Annotated in this window: 15 protein-coding genes and 1 pseudogene; all 16 read right to left on the bottom strand. The window is 44.8% G+C overall.

Annotated elements, in window-relative coordinates; translation table 11 throughout:
* Nucleotides 1-8: 8 nt before the first annotated feature.
* Nucleotides 9-2,285 (bottom strand): annotated as a pseudogene (gene phsA, locus ACYRYY_RS10590) (thiosulfate reductase PhsA).
* Nucleotides 2,286-2,832: 547 nt separating this feature from the next.
* Nucleotides 2,833-3,000 carry a hypothetical protein gene (locus tag ACYRYY_RS10585; protein WP_460215565.1) on the bottom strand — a complete coding sequence of 56 codons (168 nt, stop codon included), beginning with the start codon at nucleotides 2,998-3,000 and terminating at the stop codon, nucleotides 2,833-2,835.
* 46 nt (nucleotides 3,001-3,046) lie between these two features.
* Complete coding sequence (locus ACYRYY_RS10580) at nucleotides 3,047-5,461, bottom strand: flagellin N-terminal helical domain-containing protein (RefSeq protein WP_460215564.1); 2,415 nt, start codon at nucleotides 5,459-5,461, stop codon at nucleotides 3,047-3,049.
* Nucleotides 5,462-5,658: 197 nt separating this feature from the next.
* On the bottom strand, nucleotides 5,659-6,087 hold the full coding sequence (gene tnpA, locus ACYRYY_RS10575) for an IS200/IS605 family transposase (RefSeq protein WP_460215563.1): 429 nt from the start codon (nucleotides 6,085-6,087) through the stop codon (nucleotides 5,659-5,661).
* A 130-nt stretch (nucleotides 6,088-6,217) separates the two neighbouring features.
* Nucleotides 6,218-7,288 carry an RIP metalloprotease RseP gene (gene rseP / locus ACYRYY_RS10570; RefSeq protein WP_460215562.1) on the bottom strand — a complete coding sequence of 357 codons (1,071 nt, stop codon included), beginning with the start codon at nucleotides 7,286-7,288 and terminating at the stop codon, nucleotides 6,218-6,220.
* A gap of 7 nt (nucleotides 7,289-7,295) precedes the next feature.
* Nucleotides 7,296-8,399 (bottom strand): 1-deoxy-D-xylulose-5-phosphate reductoisomerase, encoded by a 1,104-nt coding sequence (gene dxr, locus ACYRYY_RS10565; protein ID WP_460215560.1) that lies wholly within the window; start codon nucleotides 8,397-8,399, stop codon nucleotides 7,296-7,298.
* Nucleotide 8,400: 1 nt separating this feature from the next.
* Nucleotides 8,401-9,195, bottom strand: a complete 795-nt coding sequence (locus ACYRYY_RS10560; RefSeq protein WP_460215559.1) for a phosphatidate cytidylyltransferase — start codon at nucleotides 9,193-9,195, stop codon at nucleotides 8,401-8,403.
* 87 nt (nucleotides 9,196-9,282) lie between these two features.
* Entirely contained in the window at nucleotides 9,283-10,008 is a 726-nt protein-coding gene (locus ACYRYY_RS10555; RefSeq protein WP_460215558.1) for an isoprenyl transferase, read from the bottom strand.
* The gene (gene frr / locus ACYRYY_RS10550) at nucleotides 10,008-10,565 is read right to left on the bottom strand and encodes a ribosome recycling factor (RefSeq protein WP_460215557.1); all 558 of its coding nucleotides are present in this window, start codon (nucleotides 10,563-10,565) and stop codon (nucleotides 10,008-10,010) included. Before frr ends, ACYRYY_RS10555 begins: the two co-directional genes overlap by 1 nt.
* Entirely contained in the window at nucleotides 10,558-11,280 is a 723-nt protein-coding gene (pyrH, locus tag ACYRYY_RS10545; protein WP_460215556.1) for a UMP kinase, read from the bottom strand. The genes frr and pyrH overlap by 8 nt, the downstream gene beginning before the upstream one ends.
* A complete protein-coding gene (locus tag ACYRYY_RS10540) occupies nucleotides 11,280-11,603 on the bottom strand; it encodes a hypothetical protein (protein WP_460215555.1) in 324 nt (107 codons plus the stop codon). The genes pyrH and ACYRYY_RS10540 overlap by 1 nt, the downstream gene beginning before the upstream one ends.
* A gap of 89 nt (nucleotides 11,604-11,692) precedes the next feature.
* Complete coding sequence (gene lepB, locus ACYRYY_RS10535; RefSeq protein ID WP_460215554.1) at nucleotides 11,693-12,367, bottom strand: signal peptidase I; 675 nt, start codon at nucleotides 12,365-12,367, stop codon at nucleotides 11,693-11,695.
* 2 nt (nucleotides 12,368-12,369) lie between these two features.
* Complete coding sequence (gene lepA / locus ACYRYY_RS10530) at nucleotides 12,370-14,172, bottom strand: translation elongation factor 4 (RefSeq protein WP_460215553.1); 1,803 nt, start codon at nucleotides 14,170-14,172, stop codon at nucleotides 12,370-12,372.
* 129 nt (nucleotides 14,173-14,301) lie between these two features.
* Nucleotides 14,302-15,498, bottom strand: coding sequence for a type II secretion system F family protein (locus tag ACYRYY_RS10525; RefSeq protein WP_460215552.1), 1,197 nt, complete (start codon nucleotides 15,496-15,498; stop codon nucleotides 14,302-14,304).
* Entirely contained in the window at nucleotides 15,498-16,958 is a 1,461-nt protein-coding gene (locus tag ACYRYY_RS10520) for a GspE/PulE family protein (RefSeq protein ID WP_460215551.1), read from the bottom strand. Before ACYRYY_RS10520 ends, ACYRYY_RS10525 begins: the two co-directional genes overlap by 1 nt.
* Nucleotides 16,955-18,790, bottom strand: coding sequence for a type II secretion system secretin GspD (gene gspD, locus ACYRYY_RS10515; protein WP_460215550.1), 1,836 nt, complete (start codon nucleotides 18,788-18,790; stop codon nucleotides 16,955-16,957). Before gspD ends, ACYRYY_RS10520 begins: the two co-directional genes overlap by 4 nt.
* Nucleotides 18,791-18,794 lie beyond the last annotated feature (4 nt).

Here is an 18,794-nt window from a genome sequence, read left to right as displayed (position 1 = left end):
TTAACCCCTTAAGCCTTGGAAATTTTTACGGCACTGGTATGAACCGCCATGCCTGTTACATCATTTACCGCATGGGGCAGCAGGTTTGAACACATAACACCGGAAGCGGCGGCGGCTGTCTGTTTGTAGCCGTTTTTTACACCGAAGCCCGACATATAGGTAAAAACCGTATCAGGGCGTATGTTCTCTGTAACAAGAGCAACTCCCGTTTCTCTGCCTGTGGAGTTTTCAAGAACTACTTCATCGCCGCTGCTGATGCCGTGGGCTTTTGCAGTCACAGTATTAATCCATACAGGGTTTGAGGGCATAAGATCAGAAAGCGACGGAACAAAAACCGTTGCCGCATTGGTATGGACAGCAGCTTTAGCCTGAATAAACAGAAGCTCATCCGAACCTGCGATCTTGATATTTCTGAACCTTGGAACACCGTATCCCGGCCAGAGCTGCTCTATTTCTTCGGAATAGAACTCAATCTTGCCGCTTTTTGTTTTAAACTTCATGTGGTTTGCGAATGTTCCGTCTTCACCGAGATTAGCGGCGGCTGTGGGGTATTTTTCCACAGCCTTGGCTATCATTGAAGGCTCTCTGAGCAGGAAGGATGTTCCGTATGAAACAAAGCCCTTCTCCTTGAGTTCCTTAAGAAGCTCCGGAGCGTCTGCCGTCTGCATTTCGATGTATTTCTCCATGCTTCCGCCCCAAGGATAAAACTCTTCAAGACCAAGCTTAAGACCGAGTTCGTACCAGATAAGCGCACTGGACTTCGCATCGCCGATTGTTTTCACAGCAGGCTGACGGAGTGAATATGCGGGAGACTGACCGGATCTGTTTTCTATCTGCTCAAACCTTTCCAGATAAGTAACTTCGGGCAGGAAATAGTCGGCAAAAGCCGCTGAATCTGTCATGTAAACATCACATGCAACAATAAGATCCATAGCCTTCATAGCCTCAACCATCTTTGGATAGTCGGCAAGGGTCTGCATGGGGTTTGTTCTGGACATCACCCAGCCTTTTACCGGATAAGGCTTTTCAGAAAGGGCGGTTTCAATAATTCTCTGATAGATTCCGCCTCTTTTTATGCTGTATTTGAATCTTTCGCCGTCCAGAGCATCAAGCCTTGCTGCGGGTTTGGGATACTCCACCTTGATTTTCTTAAGTTCTGGAGCAGCCTTTGTCCCCACAAGCTTGTTATAGGCTTCGGGGCTTCTTTTGCTGTAGAGACCGCCTTTGCGCTCAAAGTTGCCGATGAGGGCATTAAGGGCAAAGAATGCTCTGCGTGTATCAAATTCTTCAAAAGAATAGGTAGTTCTGTGACCGGGAGAAACCACAGCAGCCGGAGCAGCAGAGGCAAATTCCTTTGTGATGCGTCTGATAACATCAGCCTGCACACCGGAGTGCATTTCGGCAAATTCGGGAGTTATGTTCTCTATGCTTCTTGCGAACTCCTCAAACCCGATTGAATATTCACCAACGAAATTCTTATCATAGAGATCGTTTTTTATAAGTTCATTACACATGGCAAGTGCCACGACTATATCTGTTCTGGGCTTAATGAAGAAATATTCATCCGCTTTGCCGGATACCACAGAAAGACGGGGATCAAAGCTTACTACCTTTCCGCCGGCATTCTGCATTGCAGCCGTTTTATAAGTGTCGCCCACCTCAACGCCTTCGTAAAGGTTATGACCGAACACAATGAGATACTTGGTGTTTTTAAGATCCCATACCATGTCTCCGCCGAGCATAATATCCGCAGTTACATACCTGCCACCGGGGCACATTGTTGAATGTGAGAAAATGTTGGGTGAACCGAAGGACTGGGCAAAATGCTTGAACTAGCTGTAAAGCGAACCTGACTTGGCAGAAAAAGCTATGGTCTCAGCACCGTAAGTGCTTTTAAGAGCATTCATCTTTTCAGCTATCTCAGTGTAAGCCTGTTCCCAGCTTATTACCTCCCACTCCCCTGCGCCTCTTTCGCCCTTTCTTTTCATGGGCTTAACTATACGGTTAGGGTCGTTCAGCAGGCTGTAGCCGCTGCTTCCTCTGGCACAGATTCTGGTCTTCTGATGATCGGCATTTTTGTTCCCTTCGATAAAAATCTTACCGCTTCCCAAATCATGTACCCTTACAGGACAGCGGTAGGAACACATTTCGCATGTTGTGTTCGTTTCGGGTATTACGCCCTCAACCTTAATGCCGTCCTGAAAAGCAACAGCTCCCAGCGGTAACGCACTTGCGGCGCATGCTGCCGCAGCACTCTGCACAAAGCGTCTACGAGTTATTTTCATAAGATTCCCTCGTTTCAAGTATTTACTACTTGTTAATGAACATAGTCTCATGACTATTTAATAAACCTATAGTATTTATTAAGAAGGCTAACCTGACCTTTGAGAGGGTGTCAACGGCTAATGTTACTTTTAAGTAACGCTTACAACAGCTTGTGGACTTAATTTGCCAGCTTATTTTCAGGAGTTAGAGATGAATAATTTGTCACTTATCTTTCATATCAACATTTTCTCTAAATCATATAAAATAACTATGTTTTATCAAATGTGAACGAAGGTTATATATTTTTTATCTAACAAAAATCATTTTTATTACGGAATATCCATAAGGCGTTAATCTTTAAAGAAAATAACGTTTTTAACTGTTTACTTCAATAAAATGAACATATGAAAATTATTTAACCCAGACTTGGGCTGTAAGGCTATCGAATTTAAAAATAAAACAAAAGACTGAATATATTCTTCAATTTTACTGAACGATCTTTTTGTAAAGATAAATAAACAAAAATAAAGCGAGGGGCACATCCTGTGTCCCCCCGCTGTGAATTTACTATATTTTCAATGACTGTGTCTTTTTAACTATGGTTACTTTTCCGCCTTCAAACTTAACTTCCACTGATCCGTAGAAGTTACTCTGGAACATTTCTCTTAAAAGTTCCTGAAGCTGATTCATCTGGGAATTTTCACCTTTTGTTTTCTGTACACTCACTGCAGCCATAGCACACCTCCATGTTTTAGGAAATTACATCCATGTTTCTAATGACTTACCCTTGAAGAAGCTGAAGAGCCATCTGGGGTATCTGGTTAGCCTGCGCCAGCATAGCCGTGCCGGACTGACTGAGTATCTGATACCTTGTGAAAGTCGCCATTTCATCCGCAACATCAAGGTCACGTATGCGTGATTCGGCGGCAGTCATGTTCTCTCTTGCCGTATCAAGGTTAGTGCTGGTGTATTCGAGCCTGTTGATCTGCGCTCCGATTGTTGCCCTCACGGTTACAACTTTGCTGAGAGCGGCATCTATATCAGGTATGGCTCTCTGTGCAAGTGTCTGTGAAACAAGGGTTACATTTTCTATTCCGAGCCCCTCAACATCAAGCTGAGGAATGGAAACTGAAAGAGACTGCCCCTGATTCGCACCGATCTGAAGGTCTGTGGAGTTGTCAACTATATGGAGGAAGTGTTCTTTTGCTGCTGCACTGGTGTCAGTGCCAAACTCTATCTCCTGAGTAACGGTATTCCATGTTTCGGTTACGCCGGCGCGGGAATCTATAACGATTTCAACACCGTCTATAATGCCGTAAACTCTGTCATCACTGGTTTCATCAACACCAACAAGCTGTCCGGTGTGTGCATCCTTAACACTTACAGTTGTTGTGTTGTTTCTTGATGACTGAATTTCGTTAAGACCGAGCGCATTGATAAGGTCCTGATCTCCGCTGAAGGATATCTCGCCCTGCTCACCAGTGAGAGCGGTCTGGATTATGAATGTACCTTTAACGGATCTGGAACCGTTGTTAGCAGGCATAGACACATAATCTACGAGGTGGCTGTTTACGCTGCTTGAGTCGGAACCCATGCCAAGTTCAGCTATTGCTTCCTCAAGTTTTTTCTCAAGGTCGGAGATAGTGTCATCACCCTGAAGGTAAATGGTGATACTGTCACCGTTACCCCATATGGTGAGTTCCTGCTTGTTGCTGAACACATTATTGCCGTCAGCATCAGTAAACACAGCTATATCCTTAAGTTTTGTTGTGGATGTTGCCGCTTCGCCGGAACCTGAGATAGCCACATTAAAAGAATCTGGGGAAGTCAGGCCGCCTGTTGCAGCAGCGTTGCTCTGTTCTTTGAAGCTTAATGTCATATTACCAAGGTCAATGTTGCCTGTTTTGGAGTTTATACTTGCATAGTAAACAGTTACATCATTGTAATCCACCAGCGTATTACCATCGTCAGGCTTTGTAAGTGAACTTACCGCAGTAAAATAGATAGTAGGACCGTCCTGACCGTTAGGACCGTCTGTTATCTGAATCGAACCGCCGCCGGAAGCAGCAAGATCTGTTGAAACCGTTGTTGCATCAAGACCGTCAGTTACAGAGAAAAGTATTTTATCTCCTGTCTGAACTGAACCGCTTGCTGACAGTGTGAAAGTGAAATCGATATCTATGGTATTGCCTGCTGAGTTTCTCAGGCCCGCAGCTGCGGTATCAACGCCAAAAGTCGAAGATGAACCCGCACTGTATACTGCGTCAACTTCGACCCACTGACCTGTTGTACCAGTGAGAGCATCTATGAATCTCATTCTGAGGGTTACTGACGCTGTATTGCCTGCTGCTGCGTCGTCTGCGAATTCTACTTCGAGATATCCGCTTCTGCCGCCGGAAGCATCAACTGAGGTACTGTCTACAAGGAAGGAAGAGCCGGATTGTGCAAAATAGCCTACAGTGCTGAGAGCTGAAGTAGCTGCAGGCGTTGCCGTACTGCCGCTGCTTATGGAAACAGTAAAATAAGCTGTCCCTGTAGTCGGCATAGTTTCGGGGTTGCTGATAAAAGATACGTTGGTCAGGTTACCGCTTGATGAACCGGAGGTCACGATTTCTGCTCCGATAACACCTTCTTTCAGGCTCATGATGTTTGATTTGTGAACCTGATTAGTACCTGCTTTCGTTGAGAGTTCAACTTTGTAGTTTCCTTCGGCAACATTATCTCTGATTATAGCGCTGATCTTGTCGCTGCTTGCAGACCAGAGAGCTGTTCCGTCACCGTTAAGAAGCTTTTTAGTGTTAAACTCTGTTGAAGTGGAGATCCTGTCGATCTCGTCTTTGAGCTGATCAACTTCTTTCTGAAGTTCAATCCTGTCATTGGTAGTGTACGTACCATTTGCAGCCTGAACCGCAAGCTCTCTCATACGCTGAAGCATAGAGCTTACTTCGCCGAGTGCGCCTTCTGCGGTCTGGAGCATTGATATACCGTCCTGAGCGTTCATTGAAGCTCTTTTAAGACCGGTTATCTGTCCTCTGAGTTTTTCGGATATCGCCAGGCCGGAGGCATCATCTGCCGCGTGGTTGATACGCAGACCTGATGAAAGTCTTTCGAGAGACTTTCCAAGTTGGTTCTGTGTTTGTCCGAGATATCTCTGCGTGTTCAGAGACATCACGTTCTGATAAATAGAGAGTGCCATGTCATCCTCCTTGATTCTTTCAATAGAGGCATCTCGCGCTTCCTTGCGCATATTCAGAATCGTACAGAACCGATAAAACCTTTAGAAAAAAAATTAAATAAAGATGAATTATTGTCTTAAGTTATTGATTTTAAAGGAAATAGATACCCCCGGGTAAACCCGGGGTTCTATGCTTTCGCCATGCTATCGCATGTTTTTTACAGCTCAATCTTGAGCTGTCCTGAATCCTGTTGCCCTTGCATTTCGACGTAATTTTTAATTACGTCTTCATTCAAACCAATACTGCTAACGAAGTAGCCTGGCGACCACACTATATTTTCATTCCAGTATACTTTTTCTAACCAATCAAAAAATTTTCGCATACGGGAAGCCAATTGGCTTTTTAATCTACCCATAACATCTGAAATACTATATTTGGAAGGAATAATTATAACCATATGCAAATGATCTAAGTCAAAGCCAATGGCTTCTATTTCAACGCCAGGCATACTTCTCAATAAACTGGGCAACGTTTTACGAATATAAGAACAGACACCAGGCTTCAGGATCTTTCGACGGTATTTACAAACCCAAACTACATGATATTTCAAGTAATAAGCACTGTGAGAGGTCTTAATGATTTCCATAGAAAAGTATACCGTCGAAAGGCTCATTCATCCACGCTTAAAAGCGTGGTGTTCTGTCTTCGACCGCATAAAAAAAGCGGGCATAAAAGCCCGCCTCTATTTATTAAGCCCTGAAGGGCTGATTTACATATCAGTTTTTGATTATGCGGACTATGTCATTATAAAAAGCGAAAAACATCAGCCCGAAAATAAGCATCATTCCCGCCATGTTGGCATATTCACGGATCCTTATGCTTACAGGTCTTCTTGTTATAGCCTCCACTGCGTAGAAAAGAAGGTGACCGCCGTCCAGAACAGGTATGGGCAGCAGGTTAAGTATGGCAAGGTTCACGCTTATGGCGGCCATAAGCCCCAGAAGTATTATTATTCCTTCATCTGCGGAGCTTTTTGCCATCTGAAGAATCATAATAGGTCCGCCTATGGAATCAGCAGGAACAGACTTCTGGAATATTTTAACCACACCTGTGATTATAAGTCCGGTGACTTCGGCAGTCTTTTCCACGCCCATTTTCAGAGAAGGAAAAAAGCCGTAGTTAACCCTTATATACTGGTCGGAAACCTTAACACCGACCAGCCCGACTTTTATATCCTCACCGAATACGTTTTTCTGAACACTTTCTCTGGGAGTAACAACAATCTCCATGCGGCTGCCGCTTCTGTCTATATCAAAAACAATTTCTCTTCCGGGGCGTTCAATTACATACGAACTCATTTCGTCCCAGAAGGTAACAGGATTTCCGTCTACAGAAACCACCTTATCCCCTTCCAGCAGCCCTGCCTCAGCAGCGGGCATATCAGGCATGAGTTCGCCGATGACGGCAGTGGAGCGGGGCACACCGGCCATAAATATTACTGCATAAACCAAAGCCGCCAGCAAGAAGTTAGCGAACGGACCCGCAAAAACAATTAGTGACCGTGCATAAAGAGGCTTGTTATTGAAAGCCCTTGCCTTCATATCGGGTGTGCTTTCAGTATCCCCTTCGGGGTTGTAGTCCGCCCCGTCGCCGTACATCTTAACGTATCCGCCCAGAGGAATGGCTGAGAGCATGTATTCGGTTTCGCCCCTTTTCCATGAAAACAGTTTCGGACCGAAGCCTATTGAAAACTTCTCCACATATACCTTAAAGTATTTTGCTACCAGAAAGTGACCAAGCTCATGAAAAAAAATGAGCAGTCCCAAAAGTATTATCGCCTGAATCATTTCGTAATTATCTCCGGGCAAATATTAAATCACTGCACTTGAGTCTGGCTGCCCTATCCAGATCGAGTATTTCGTCTATCCCTTCGGCTTTGCATTCACCGAATGCGTCCAGCACATTTTCTATCACCGGAGCAATATCTATGAAACTGATTGATTTACGAAGAAAATGTTCAACAGCAATTTCATTTGCTGCATTCATTACAATCATAGGACCGTTCATATCCTTTTTCAATACCTGAAAAGCGATCCGCAGACATCCGTATTTATCCAGATCCGGCTTAAAAAAATCCAGACGTGAAATTTCGCTTAAATCAAGCTGTTTTACTCCGCTGTTTATCCTGTCCGGCAAACCAAGGGCAAATGATATGGGAGTCCTCATATCAGGATAACCCATCTGCGCCAGCATGCTGCCGTCAGTGTAGCATACTGCGGAGTGTACTATACTCTGCGGATGTATTACCACATCAAGCTTGTCCGGCGTCACATCAAACAGATAGCGTGCCTCAATAAGCTCAAGCCCTTTATTCATCATAGTGGCTGAATCCACGGTGATCTTGCTGCCCATGCTCCAGTTAGGATGCTTCAGAGCCTCCTGAACGCCCATAAATTCAAGGGCGTCGTTCGGGGTTTTACGGAAAGCCCCGCCGGAAGCAGTGAGAACAATCTTCGCAACATGTTCCTTCTTCTGCCCCATCAAACACTGATAAATCGCAGAATGTTCACTATCCACAGGAATAACCCGTGCGCCGCTTTTTTTGGCTTCATCCAGAATGAGCCGACCGGCAGCAACTATGGATTCCTTGTTTGCAAGGGCTATGTCCGTCCCTTTTTTTACTGTTTCGTACGCAGGCAGTATCCCCGCCGCACCCACAGCAGCCACAAGGACAAGATCTGCATCTGTATCTTTAAGCATGGATACAAGGCATCCGTTCTCGCCTCTGGAGAGGCATGACCTTTCAACGCCAAACTCTGCGCACTGCTCCTCAAGAAGCTCACTGTTGGAGTTCGCCGAGAGGAGAACCACATCAAAAAGCTCCCTGTTGCGCCGGATTACATCAAGAGTCTGTCTGCCTACAGACCCTGTTGAACCTATTACGGCAATCTTCTTCACCTTACACCGCCATGGTCACGTAAAAATATAATATCGGAGCGGCAAATGCTATGGAGTCGGTTCTGTCCAGCACACCGCCGTGGCCGGGGAAAACAGTGCCGCTGTCTTTTATGCCGCTTTTGCGCTTAAACATTGACTCAACAAGATCACCTACAACACCGGCTCCGGTAAGGAGAATGGATGAAATAAGTACATGATGAAAGGGGATTTCCATGAAAAAATAGGTATAAAGAAATGCTCCGGCTATGCCTCCGATGAAGCCTCCGGCAAGCCCTTCCATGCTTTTTTTGGGACTAATAAGCTCATACATTTTTCTCTTTCCGAACATCACGCCGATGAAATAAGCGAAAGAATCGCTGAACCAGATAATAGCGCAGAGATAAAAAAGCCAGTGAAAATCTATTTCCCGAAGAGGGATAAAGAAAGACATAAAAAACGGATAATACATTATCGAGATCATTGAAACGGAAAGGTGTTCATATGTGTCATCAAGGGGTGCTTTGCCGAAAAGCTTTATCACAAACACCATCGCGGCAGACACATAAAGTCCGAAGAGCGCTCCGGAGGTTCCTCCGAGAAAAAAACCTGTGGGGATAAGCACAGCGCCCGCCATTACAGGAAAGGCGAGAAGCGGTTTCCCGTCCGCAGACACAAATCTGTAAAACTCCCATGTTCCGCCTAGTATAAGTATGAGGAGAACAATAAAAAACATTATATCATTAAGCCATATTATGCCTGCTATCACTGGGGGCATAACGGCAATTGCCGTCAGAATTCTTGTAAGCCTGTTACTCACTTATACCTGCCTTGTTTAAAAATAAAATACTCTTTACTTGATAACGTTAATCCGCACATCCTGTCGGATTAACATGCACGCTCGCAATTATATATCGCCGACCTGCTCGTCGGTCATGCCGAAACGGCGGTTGCGTCCGGCGAAGTCGCTGATGGCTTCGTCTATATCCTGCTCAGTGATGTCCGGCCAAAGTTTTCCAGTGAAGAAAAGTTCGCTGTAGGCTATACGCCAGAGCATGAAATTGCTTATACGAAGTTCTCCGCTGGTGCGGATCAGGAGGTCAACATCGGGTATTTCAGGGTGAAACATACACGAAAAGAAGTTTTCTTCAGTTACATCCTCCGGCTTTAAAGAACCGGATGCAACAAGCTCGGCTATCTTTTTAGCAGCAAGAACTATCTCCGCACGCCCGCCGTAACTCAAAGCGAGATTAAGAACCATACCGGTATTTCCGGCAGATCTCTCCACGGCATCAAGAAGCTTTTTCCTTGTGCTTTCGGGGATAAGATCAGTCTGACCGGTCACAGTAAAACGGATATTCTCCCGAAGGATAGTTTTAAGTTCCTTTTCGATATATTCATCAAGAAGGCGCATGAGAAAACTGACTTCATCACCGGGACGTTTCCAGTTTTCCATGCTGAAGGCAAACAGGGAGAGGTATTTTATACCCAATGCGGAGGCATGGCGCACAACCTTGTTGACCACGTCCACGCCTTTTTTGTGCCCCATTATCCGGGGCATTTTCCGCTGTTTTGCCCATCTGCCGTTACCGTCCATGATTATCGCCAGATGAACGGGCAGTATGTCGGGCATTAGATCTCCATTATTTCTTTTTCTTTATGCTCAATGGCTGCGTCGATCTTTTTAACAAAGTCGTTTGTAACTTCCTGAACCTTATCCTGCCCTTTTTTGCAGTCGTCTTCGGAAATTTCTTTATCCTTCTCAAGCTTTTTCAGCTCATCATTAGCGTCACGGCGTATATTACGGACGGCAACTTTTGAATCCTCGCCCATTTTTTTAACCATTTTCACAAATTCTTTCCTGCGTTCTTCGGTAAGCTGCGGAATGGGTATGCGAACGACCTTCCCGTCATTTTGAGGGTTATAGCCGAGGTTGCTGGACATGATGGCTTTTTCTATAGCAGGAATGAGGCTGGTATCCCATGGCTGGATAACGATAAGCCTGGGTTCAGGAGCGCTGAGAGTGGCAACGCCGCTGAGAGGCGTGGGTGCGCCGTAATAATCAACCTTTACGTTGTCAAAAACGGAAATGGAGGCTCTGCCTGTTCTCACCGCCTTAAATTCATCTTTAAGATGGCTGAGGGCTTTCTCCATTTTTGATGATGCCTCGTTGATCACTGTGTTAAGCATTATCGACCTCCACGATTGTTCCTATCTTTTCGCCTGTAATTATTTTTTTCATATTTCCTTTACCGTATATATCAAAAACTATTATCGGCATAGCGTTGTCCATGCACATTGAAATAGCGGTGGAATCCATAACCTTAAGCCCTTCATTAAGAACCTTAAGATAGCTTATGCTGTCGTATTTAACTGCGCATGAGTTCTTTTTAGGGTCACTGTCGTATATTCCGTCTACCTTTGTTGCCTTAAGCACAACTTCTGCATTTATTTCCGACGAACGGAGAGTCGCCGCTGTATCTGTAGTAAAATAAGGGTTGCCTGTTCCGGCAGCAAAAATAACCACTCTTTCTTTTTCAAGATGGCGCATTGCTCTGCGGCGGATGAATGGTTCGGCTATCTGCCTCATTTCGATTGATGTCTGAACACGGGTTGCACAGCCAGCGTTTTCCAGAGCGTCCTGAAGCGCAAGAGCGTTTATAACAGTTGCAAGCATCCCCATGTAGTCTGCTGTGACTCTGTCCATGGACTTGGAAGCATCAGAAACCCCTCTGAAGATATTTCCGCCGCCGACAACAATGCCGATCTTAACGCCAAGTTCCTGAACCTCTTTTATTTCACCAGCGATAAAGTTGACTGTATCAACGTCTATGCCGTATTCGCCCTCGCCCATGAGTGCTTCACCGCTCAGTTTGAGCAGTATTCGTTTGTACTTAAGCTCCATTATTCAGCCTCGATATTTTTATAGCCTTCAACAGTATATGTAAATTTAAGTGTTTTAAATGGAAGTTCCGCTACTGCGTCATAGGTCACGGAGTATTTAAGTTTGTCCACGTATTCTTCAATAACAACATCGTCTTCTCTAATCGGAACACCGGTGTCTTCTGCTGCTCTTACGATGTTGACAGGAATGTTCTCAAGCTCGGAAGTGTTAAGTGCGTTTTTAAACGCATTTTCAAACATCTTGTACTTAATCCACGGCAAAGCTGCCGTTGCACCCAGATAAAGCACGATGATAAAAATAATCACCTTTATAAAAGTTCCCATACCTTCACCGCCTCATGCTTATTCCGGCGGAAAGCTCCGAATGCGGGAGCTTTCCATCCTAATGATTATTGCATGAAACATACTCAAATTCAATGAATGAGTTTAAAGACCCGATCGAAGCGATCGTACTTCGGATTAAGGAATCTGAGCGCTTTAAGAGGCATTTTAGACCACGGAGAATCATACTCCGGAGTTTCAAGTGACCAGTAAATAAGAAGTGCTTTCCCCTTAATCATATCTTTTGAGATAAATCCCCAGAAGCGCCCATCGTAACTGGCATCCCTGTTATCCCCCATCATAAAATACTTACCCTCGGGAACGGTAAATTCCTCAACATTATCCCTGCTGGTGAGATCTGAGGGGAAATAAGCATCATCCTTTATCTGCTTGTAGTCTTCCTGATGGGGTTCTCCGTTTATGAAAACCTGCTTGTCCCTGATTGCAATTTTATCACCCGGAGTGCCCACTACTCTTTTGATGAAGCTCTTTGCGGGTTCAAGGGGGTATTCAAATACCATAACATCGCCCCTTTCAGGATCACCGAATTTGTAGGCGAGTCTGTTGACAATTATATAGTCCCCTATGAGGAGCGTGTCCAGCATCGAGCCGGAAGGAATCGTATATGTCTGTATAAGAAAAGTTTTTATGAACAACGCTATAACAACTGCAACCACCAGAGAGTCAAAAAAACCGTCTTTCTTTTTCTTGGGCTTGGTATCTTCTGCGTCTGCCTGCAAGTTTTTTATATCTTCATTTTCTGCCATTTTTATTCCTGTCCTATCCTAAGCACAGCAAGGAAAGCCTCCTGCGGAATCTCCACATTGCCAACCTGCTTCATGCGTTTTTTGCCCGCCTTCTGCTTTTCCAGAAGTTTGCGTTTACGTGTTATATCACCGCCGTAGCATTTGGCGATAACATTTTTCCTGAAAGCCTTAACAGTCGAACGGGAAAGAATTTTATTCCCTATGGCAGCCTGTATGGCAATATCGAACATCTGCCGGTGGATAACTTCCTTAAGCTTTTCCACCAGATCACGCCCCTTATAGAAAGCGTGATCCTTATGCACAATAATACTCAGTGCATCAACCGCTTCTCCGTTTATAAGAATGTCAAGCTTGACAAGACTCGCCTGTCTGTAGCCTGCGAACTCATAGTCAAAAGAAGCGTAGCCCCTTGAGATTGATTTAAGCTTGTCATAAAAATCCATGACAACTTCACCCAGCGGGAGTTCATACTCAAGAATAACCCTTCCCTGAGTGAGATAGCGCATATTCTTCTGAGTACCCCTTTTTGCGACCATAAGCTGTATAATACCTCCCACATATGCTTCGGGGAGAATCACAGTGGCAGCTATAATCGGTTCTTCGATAAAGTCAATTTCTGAAGGCTCCGGCAGGTCGGCGGGGTTATCCACTTCAATCATTTCGCCGTTTGTCTTGGTAACTTTGAAAACAACCGTAGGAGCTGTTGTTACCAGATCAAGATCAAACTCACGCTCAAGACGCTCCTGAATAATCTCCATATGAAGAAGACCAAGGAAACCGCAGCGAAAGCCGAAACCCAGCGCCACTGAGCTTTCTGCCTCATATGAAATTGAGCTGTCATTAAGGCGCAGCTTGTCCAGAGCGTCACGGACATCTTCAAAATCAGCCGAATCCACAGGGTAAAGCCCGCAGAAAACCACCGGTTTGACTGTTTTAAACCCAGGAAAAGCCTGTTTAGCGGGATTTGCGGAAAGAGTGACAGTATCACCTATATTAACATCGTTTATATCTTTGATAGCGGCTGTAAAGAAACCAACCTCGCCCACAGAAAGTTCATTCACCATAAGGGGTTTCGGAGTAAATACCCCAAGTTTGTCTATGAGATACTGCTGGTTTGTGGACATGAATTTTATTTTATCGCCGGCTTTGACAGTTCCGTCTATTACTCTGAAAAGAACAACAACGCCCTGATAGCTGTCATACCATGAGTCAAATATCATGGCTTTCAGCGGAGCATCCTCCTCTCCTTTTGGCATGGGAATACGCTGGACAACTGCTTCAAGTATCTCTTTGATTCCGATCCCGTCTTTTGCGCTGGCAAGCACAGCGTCACCGGCATCTATGCCGACTATATCTTCAATCTCTTTCTTCACCCTGTCCGGATCGGCACTGGGCAGATCTATTTTGTTGAGAACAGGGACAAGCTCCAGATCCTGATCTATCGCCATGTAGGCATTGGCTATGGTCTGTGCCTCAACACCCTGCGCTGCATCAACAACAAGAAGCCCTCCGTCACATGCGGCGAGGCTTCTGGAAACCTCGTAAGTGAAGTCAACGTGTCCCGGCGTGTCAATAAGGTTAAGCTGGTAGGTTTTACCGTCATCAGCCTTATAAAAAAGACGCACGGTCTGAGCTTTGATCGTAATCCCGCGCTCACGCTCAATGTCCATGCTGTCCAAAACCTGTTCCTTCATGTTTCTTTTGTCCAGACCGCCGGTGAACTCAATGAGACGGTCGGCAATAGTGGACTTGCCGTGGTCAATATGCGCTACAATACTGAAATTGCGAATAAGTTCTTTTTTCATCTAAACCTTTTTATATCGGTATTTAAAATATTTGTCACTTACAGGACATCAGTATGAAAATATGCACGAAGGGCACACTTTCACTCAAACGAATATGTTCTTACTACAAAACAAGGCAAAAGTAAAAAATTATCTGACGAGGTTATTAAGCGAGAACAGCGGATCCATGATGGAAATAACTATGAATCCTATTATTATACCGATGAACATTATAAACAGCGGCTCAATAATGGAAACAAACCTTGAAGTCAGTTCTTCGGACTTCTTGCCGAAAAAGGAGCTGACCCTCTCCAGAAGTTCCGCAACATTTCCTGACTGTTCCCCTGTGGTTGCTGCTGCTTCAAAAAGTTCTGTGAACCCGCCTACTCTTTTTACAGCGTCTGAAAACCTGTCTCCGGAGCGGACTTTATCGGCAACGGCATCAACCTTGACCGTGAAAGCTCTGTTCCATGAAACTTTTGCAGCATTATCAAGAGCCTCCGTGAGCGGAAGTCCCTCACTAACCTGAAACGCCACCACATGAGCAAAACGGGATATAAGCACATGGTTTATAAACTGGATTTCAAGAAGCCTTGAATCCACTTTCATTCTGAATTTATCGTTGTTGCGGTAGTACCATCTGACACCCACGGCGCCCAGCAGAACCAGTATAAAAATGAATACACCGTATGACTGAAGCACTCCGGAGATAGCAATAAGAGTCTTAGTGCTGGTGGGAATATCAGAACCTGCGGCGGAGAATATACCCTCAAGTTTAGGAACAACATAGCTAAGAAGGAAACCCACAACACCCATACCCATTATAAGCACAGCCATAGGATACATAAGCGCACTGGTGAGTTTGCCCTTAACTTTCTTTTTATCCTCTTCAAAACGGGCAATATCCATAAGGACTTCAGGAAGCCTGCCTACCTCTTCCGATGTTCTGATAAGGTTTATGTACATTTCTTCAAAAGTATCAGGATATTTTGCCAGAGCATCAGAGAACCTTTTACCCTCGGACACTGTGCCTGCAACATCCATAATTACATTGCGCATACGTCCTCTGGCAGAGGAACCGGACATAACTTTAAGTGCGTGAACCAAGGCAATGCCGCTTTTAAGAAGAAGAGAGAGCTGGAAAAAAATATCCGGCACAGCGCCTTTACCGCTGAAAAACTGAAATGAGCTAAGGAAGCCTTTTTTATCACGAACCGAGCGTATCTCTGAAACAAGAACCCCGTCAGCCATGAGCCTTGCTACGGCTGAGTTTTTCGTATCCCCTTCCAGAACGCCCTTGACCTTTTTTCCACTTTTATTGACTCCGGTGTATGTAAAGGTAGGCATCAGTCAATCCTTGTTACCGCTATAAGCTCCCACGGAGTTGTGGTTCCCGCCTGAACCAGTTCATATCCATAGTCAAACATACGCTGATAGCCGTGGTTTTTCGCCTCATGCATAAGTTCGCTGGAGGATGCACGGTCGTTTATCATTTTGCGTATGGGATCATTCACAGTCATTATCTCAAATATGCCTGTACGTCCTTTATAGCCCGTGTTGAAGCACTGTTCACAGCCCTTGCCCATATAATGCTTAGGCAGATCGAATCCTTCTGCGGCGAAGTAGTTCTTAACATAGTCATCAGATTCCACTTCAGTTTTGCAGTGGGGGCATATTTTACGAACAAGCCTCTGTCCCATTGTGCAGAGAAGTGATGATGATATAAGGAAGGGTTCAACATTCATGTCAATAAGCCTCGCCACTGCTGTGGGGGCGTCATTTGTATGGAGAGTGGAAAGCACAAGGTGACCGGTAAGAGAAGCCTGAACGGCCGCCTGAGCCGTTTCTTCATCCCTTATCTCGCCCACCAGAATAATATCAGGGTCCTGACGGAGAAAAGAACGTATGGCATTTGCAAATGTGATATTTACTGCGGGGTTCACCTGAACCTGAGTGATCTTTTCCATCTGGTATTCTACGGGGTCTTCTATTGTAACTATATTGGTATCATCAGACACCAGCTCAAGGAGCGATGCGTAGAGAGTAGTTGTTTTACCTGAACCGGTGGGACCAGTAACAAGGATAATTCCGTTAGGACGTTTAAGCGCTGCCCTGTAAACATCAAGGTTGCGCCCTGCCATGCCGACTTTTTCCAACGTTGCCATGCTTTTGGAACGTTCAAGGATACGAAGGACAGCCTTCTCACCCGTTACAGAAGGAACAGTGGAAACACGCACGTCAATGGTGCGGTTACCTATTTTCATATTTATTCTGCCGTCCTGCGGCTTCCTCGTTTCAGCCACATCAAGAGATGATATAACCTTGATACGGGCTATGACCGAGTCCTGCATTTTTTTGGGAAACTGGCGTATCGTACTTAGCTTGCCGTCCACCCTGAAGCGGACAGCAAATGAGTTGTCTTTACCTTCAAAGTGAATATCACTGGCTCCGTTTTTAACCGCCTGAATCATAAGCTGATTCACGAGTTTAATAATAGGGGCATCGTCATATGAAGCAGAGAGGATGTTTCCTTCACCGTCTTCAAAAACTTCATCATCACTTCCGTAATCCTCACCGCTTACGTCGCCGCCGAGGGTTTCAAGAATTTCAAATATTTTCTCTTTTTCGGAGGAGACAAGTTCAGCATCCACCCCAAGGTAAAATGTGAGGAAGCGGGCCTTCGCAAGCCCCGTACTTCCGCTGTATAGAACAGAAACATTTCCTTCTGTCCCTGACTTTATAGGGACAAAGTCGCTTCTGTCCGGAAATTTAAGGTAATTTTCAAGTACCTTTTCGTAGGCTGTCATTTAAAGCTCTTATCTATTGTTTTCTGCGATTCGTTTTTAAAATCCACTGATTCCTGTCTCTTCCTTTCGGAAAGCTCTTCCGCCTCTTCCTGCGTGCTTACTATCTGAGCATTGATAAACACCATCAGGTTGGTTTTCTCAAAGGTTTTGCTGGTATTTTTGAAAAGCCATCCGATAAGCGGAATCTTGGAAAGACCGGGAACAGCCGAGCGTTCTTCTGAAGAGTCATCCTTCATAAGACCGCTTATAACCACCATCGAACCGTTTTTAAGCTTAACTTTTGTTTTGGTGTTACGGGTAAGGGTAACGGGCTGTGTTGAGTCAAAGGTGCTTGCGCTTACTTTCTTAACTTCCTGTTCTATTGAAAGAGTAACATAGTCGTTTGCAGATATATGAGGCTGAATTTTCAGCTTAACACCCACGTCACGATAGTCATAAGACTGAACAGGGTTATTGTTTGAGTCATACTTTGTGCTTGTAAGAAAAGGTCTGTTCTCACCTGCGAAAACTTCAGCTTCTTCATTATCAAGGGTAAGTATCTGCGGGTTAGAGAGAATATTAACTCCGGAAGCTGATTTGATAGCGTTTACAAGGAGTCCGAGTGAAGGGAACTTAACGCCGTCATACTCAATAATATCTCCCAGGATACCGAGGTTGAAACCGCCTGCCATTGCAGGGACAGAACCGTCACTGAGTACGGAACTCTGAAAGCTGTTGAGCCCGCCGTTGTCATTAATGAAGCCCACACTCCCCACACCGTTTTTATCTCCGGCAGTTGCCTGCCATTCAACACCGAACTTGTTTCCGCTGTCCAGTGTGGTTTCTATTATAAGTGCTTCCACATAAACCTGTCTTCTGGGTATGTCAAGTTTCTCAATAAGTCCTTCAACCTTCTGATAAAGCTCCTGATCACCCACTACGATAATGGAGTTTGTAGCTTTATCCGCAGCAACCTGTGATTTAACAACAGCTTGTGTTTTCGGGTCTGTTACAGAGGAGAGAAGTTTGTTAAGCACCTTCTCCACATCCTCTGCGCTTGAGTTATTGAGGTAAAATACTCTGGGCTGGCTGTGGTAGGCTGAAGATGAACTGTCAACCTGATCAATTATATAGTTTATTCTTTCAAAATCGCCTTCTTTAGCAGCAATAACCAGCACGTTTGAATAATCATCGGCTACAATAACCGGTTCAGATGCTGTCATGAAATTTTTCTGAAGTTCGGAGTAAAGCTTGGAAACAATTTTTTCCACATTAGAAGCCAAGCCGTTTTTTATAAGAATACTTTTTACAGTGTATCCTGCTGCTTCTGTTTCGAGTGTATTGAGAATCTCTATGATTTTCTGAACACGGTCGGCGGAATCACGCACGACTATCGCATTCATGCCAACCAGAATATCTGAGTTTCCGCTTCTGGAACTCAGGTTTTTGAGAACCGAAACCAGCATACGGACGTTAAAATTTCGGGGTGAAATCACAGTGGTGAGGAAACCGCTTTCCTTTCCAGTGACATTATCTATATAACTGTCGCCGTAGAATTTAACATCGCCGCTTTTTACAATCTGAATGTAGCGGTCTTTGTTAACCGCAGTCAGACCGTTAAGCTCAAGGGTTGCATAAAAGATGTCCATAACATCTTTGGAATTCATCTTCATCCCTGTCTGAACAGTGACCTGCCCCCTGAGGTCATTTTCGTCATAGACGAAGTTTTTGCCTGTAAATTCCGCTGTGAACTTAACGAAATCCTTCAGAGACATGTTGTTGAAATTTACATCATACTGAGCGTATGAGCTGACTGAAATCAATAATAAAACTATAACTATAAAACGCTTCATCTCG

The organism is Geovibrio sp. ADMFC3, from assembly GCF_054687035.1.
Note: the sequence above shows the minus strand (reverse complement) of the source record. Positions and strands in the feature narration are given on the sequence as shown.

Excerpts from the sequence above, each read along its gene's own strand:
- pyrH (WP_460215556.1), bottom strand. The coding sequence starts at position 11,280 with ATGGAGCTTAAGTACAAACGAATACTGCTCAAACTGAGCGGTGAAGCA.
- ACYRYY_RS10555 (WP_460215558.1), bottom strand. The coding sequence starts at position 10,008 with ATGCCCGACATACTGCCCGTTCATCTGGCGATAATCATGGACGGTAAC.
- gspD (WP_460215550.1), bottom strand. The coding sequence starts at position 18,790 with ATGAAGCGTTTTATAGTTATAGTTTTATTATTGATTTCAGTCAGCTCA.
- ACYRYY_RS10525 (WP_460215552.1), bottom strand. The coding sequence starts at position 15,498 with ATGCCTACCTTTACATACACCGGAGTCAATAAAAGTGGAAAAAAGGTC.
- tnpA (WP_460215563.1), bottom strand. The coding sequence starts at position 6,087 with ATGGAAATCATTAAGACCTCTCACAGTGCTTATTACTTGAAATATCAT.
- ACYRYY_RS10540 (WP_460215555.1), bottom strand. The coding sequence starts at position 11,603 with ATGGGAACTTTTATAAAGGTGATTATTTTTATCATCGTGCTTTATCTG.
- frr (WP_460215557.1), bottom strand. The coding sequence starts at position 10,565 with ATGCTTAACACAGTGATCAACGAGGCATCATCAAAAATGGAGAAAGCC.
- rseP (WP_460215562.1), bottom strand. The coding sequence starts at position 7,288 with ATGATTCAGGCGATAATACTTTTGGGACTGCTCATTTTTTTTCATGAG.
- ACYRYY_RS10520 (WP_460215551.1), bottom strand. The coding sequence starts at position 16,958 with ATGACAGCCTACGAAAAGGTACTTGAAAATTACCTTAAATTTCCGGAC.
- lepB (WP_460215554.1), bottom strand. The coding sequence starts at position 12,367 with ATGGCAGAAAATGAAGATATAAAAAACTTGCAGGCAGACGCAGAAGAT.
- lepA (WP_460215553.1), bottom strand. The coding sequence starts at position 14,172 with ATGAAAAAAGAACTTATTCGCAATTTCAGTATTGTAGCGCATATTGAC.
- ACYRYY_RS10585 (WP_460215565.1), bottom strand. The coding sequence starts at position 3,000 with ATGGCTGCAGTGAGTGTACAGAAAACAAAAGGTGAAAATTCCCAGATG.
- ACYRYY_RS10580 (WP_460215564.1), bottom strand. The coding sequence starts at position 5,461 with ATGGCACTCTCTATTTATCAGAACGTGATGTCTCTGAACACGCAGAGA.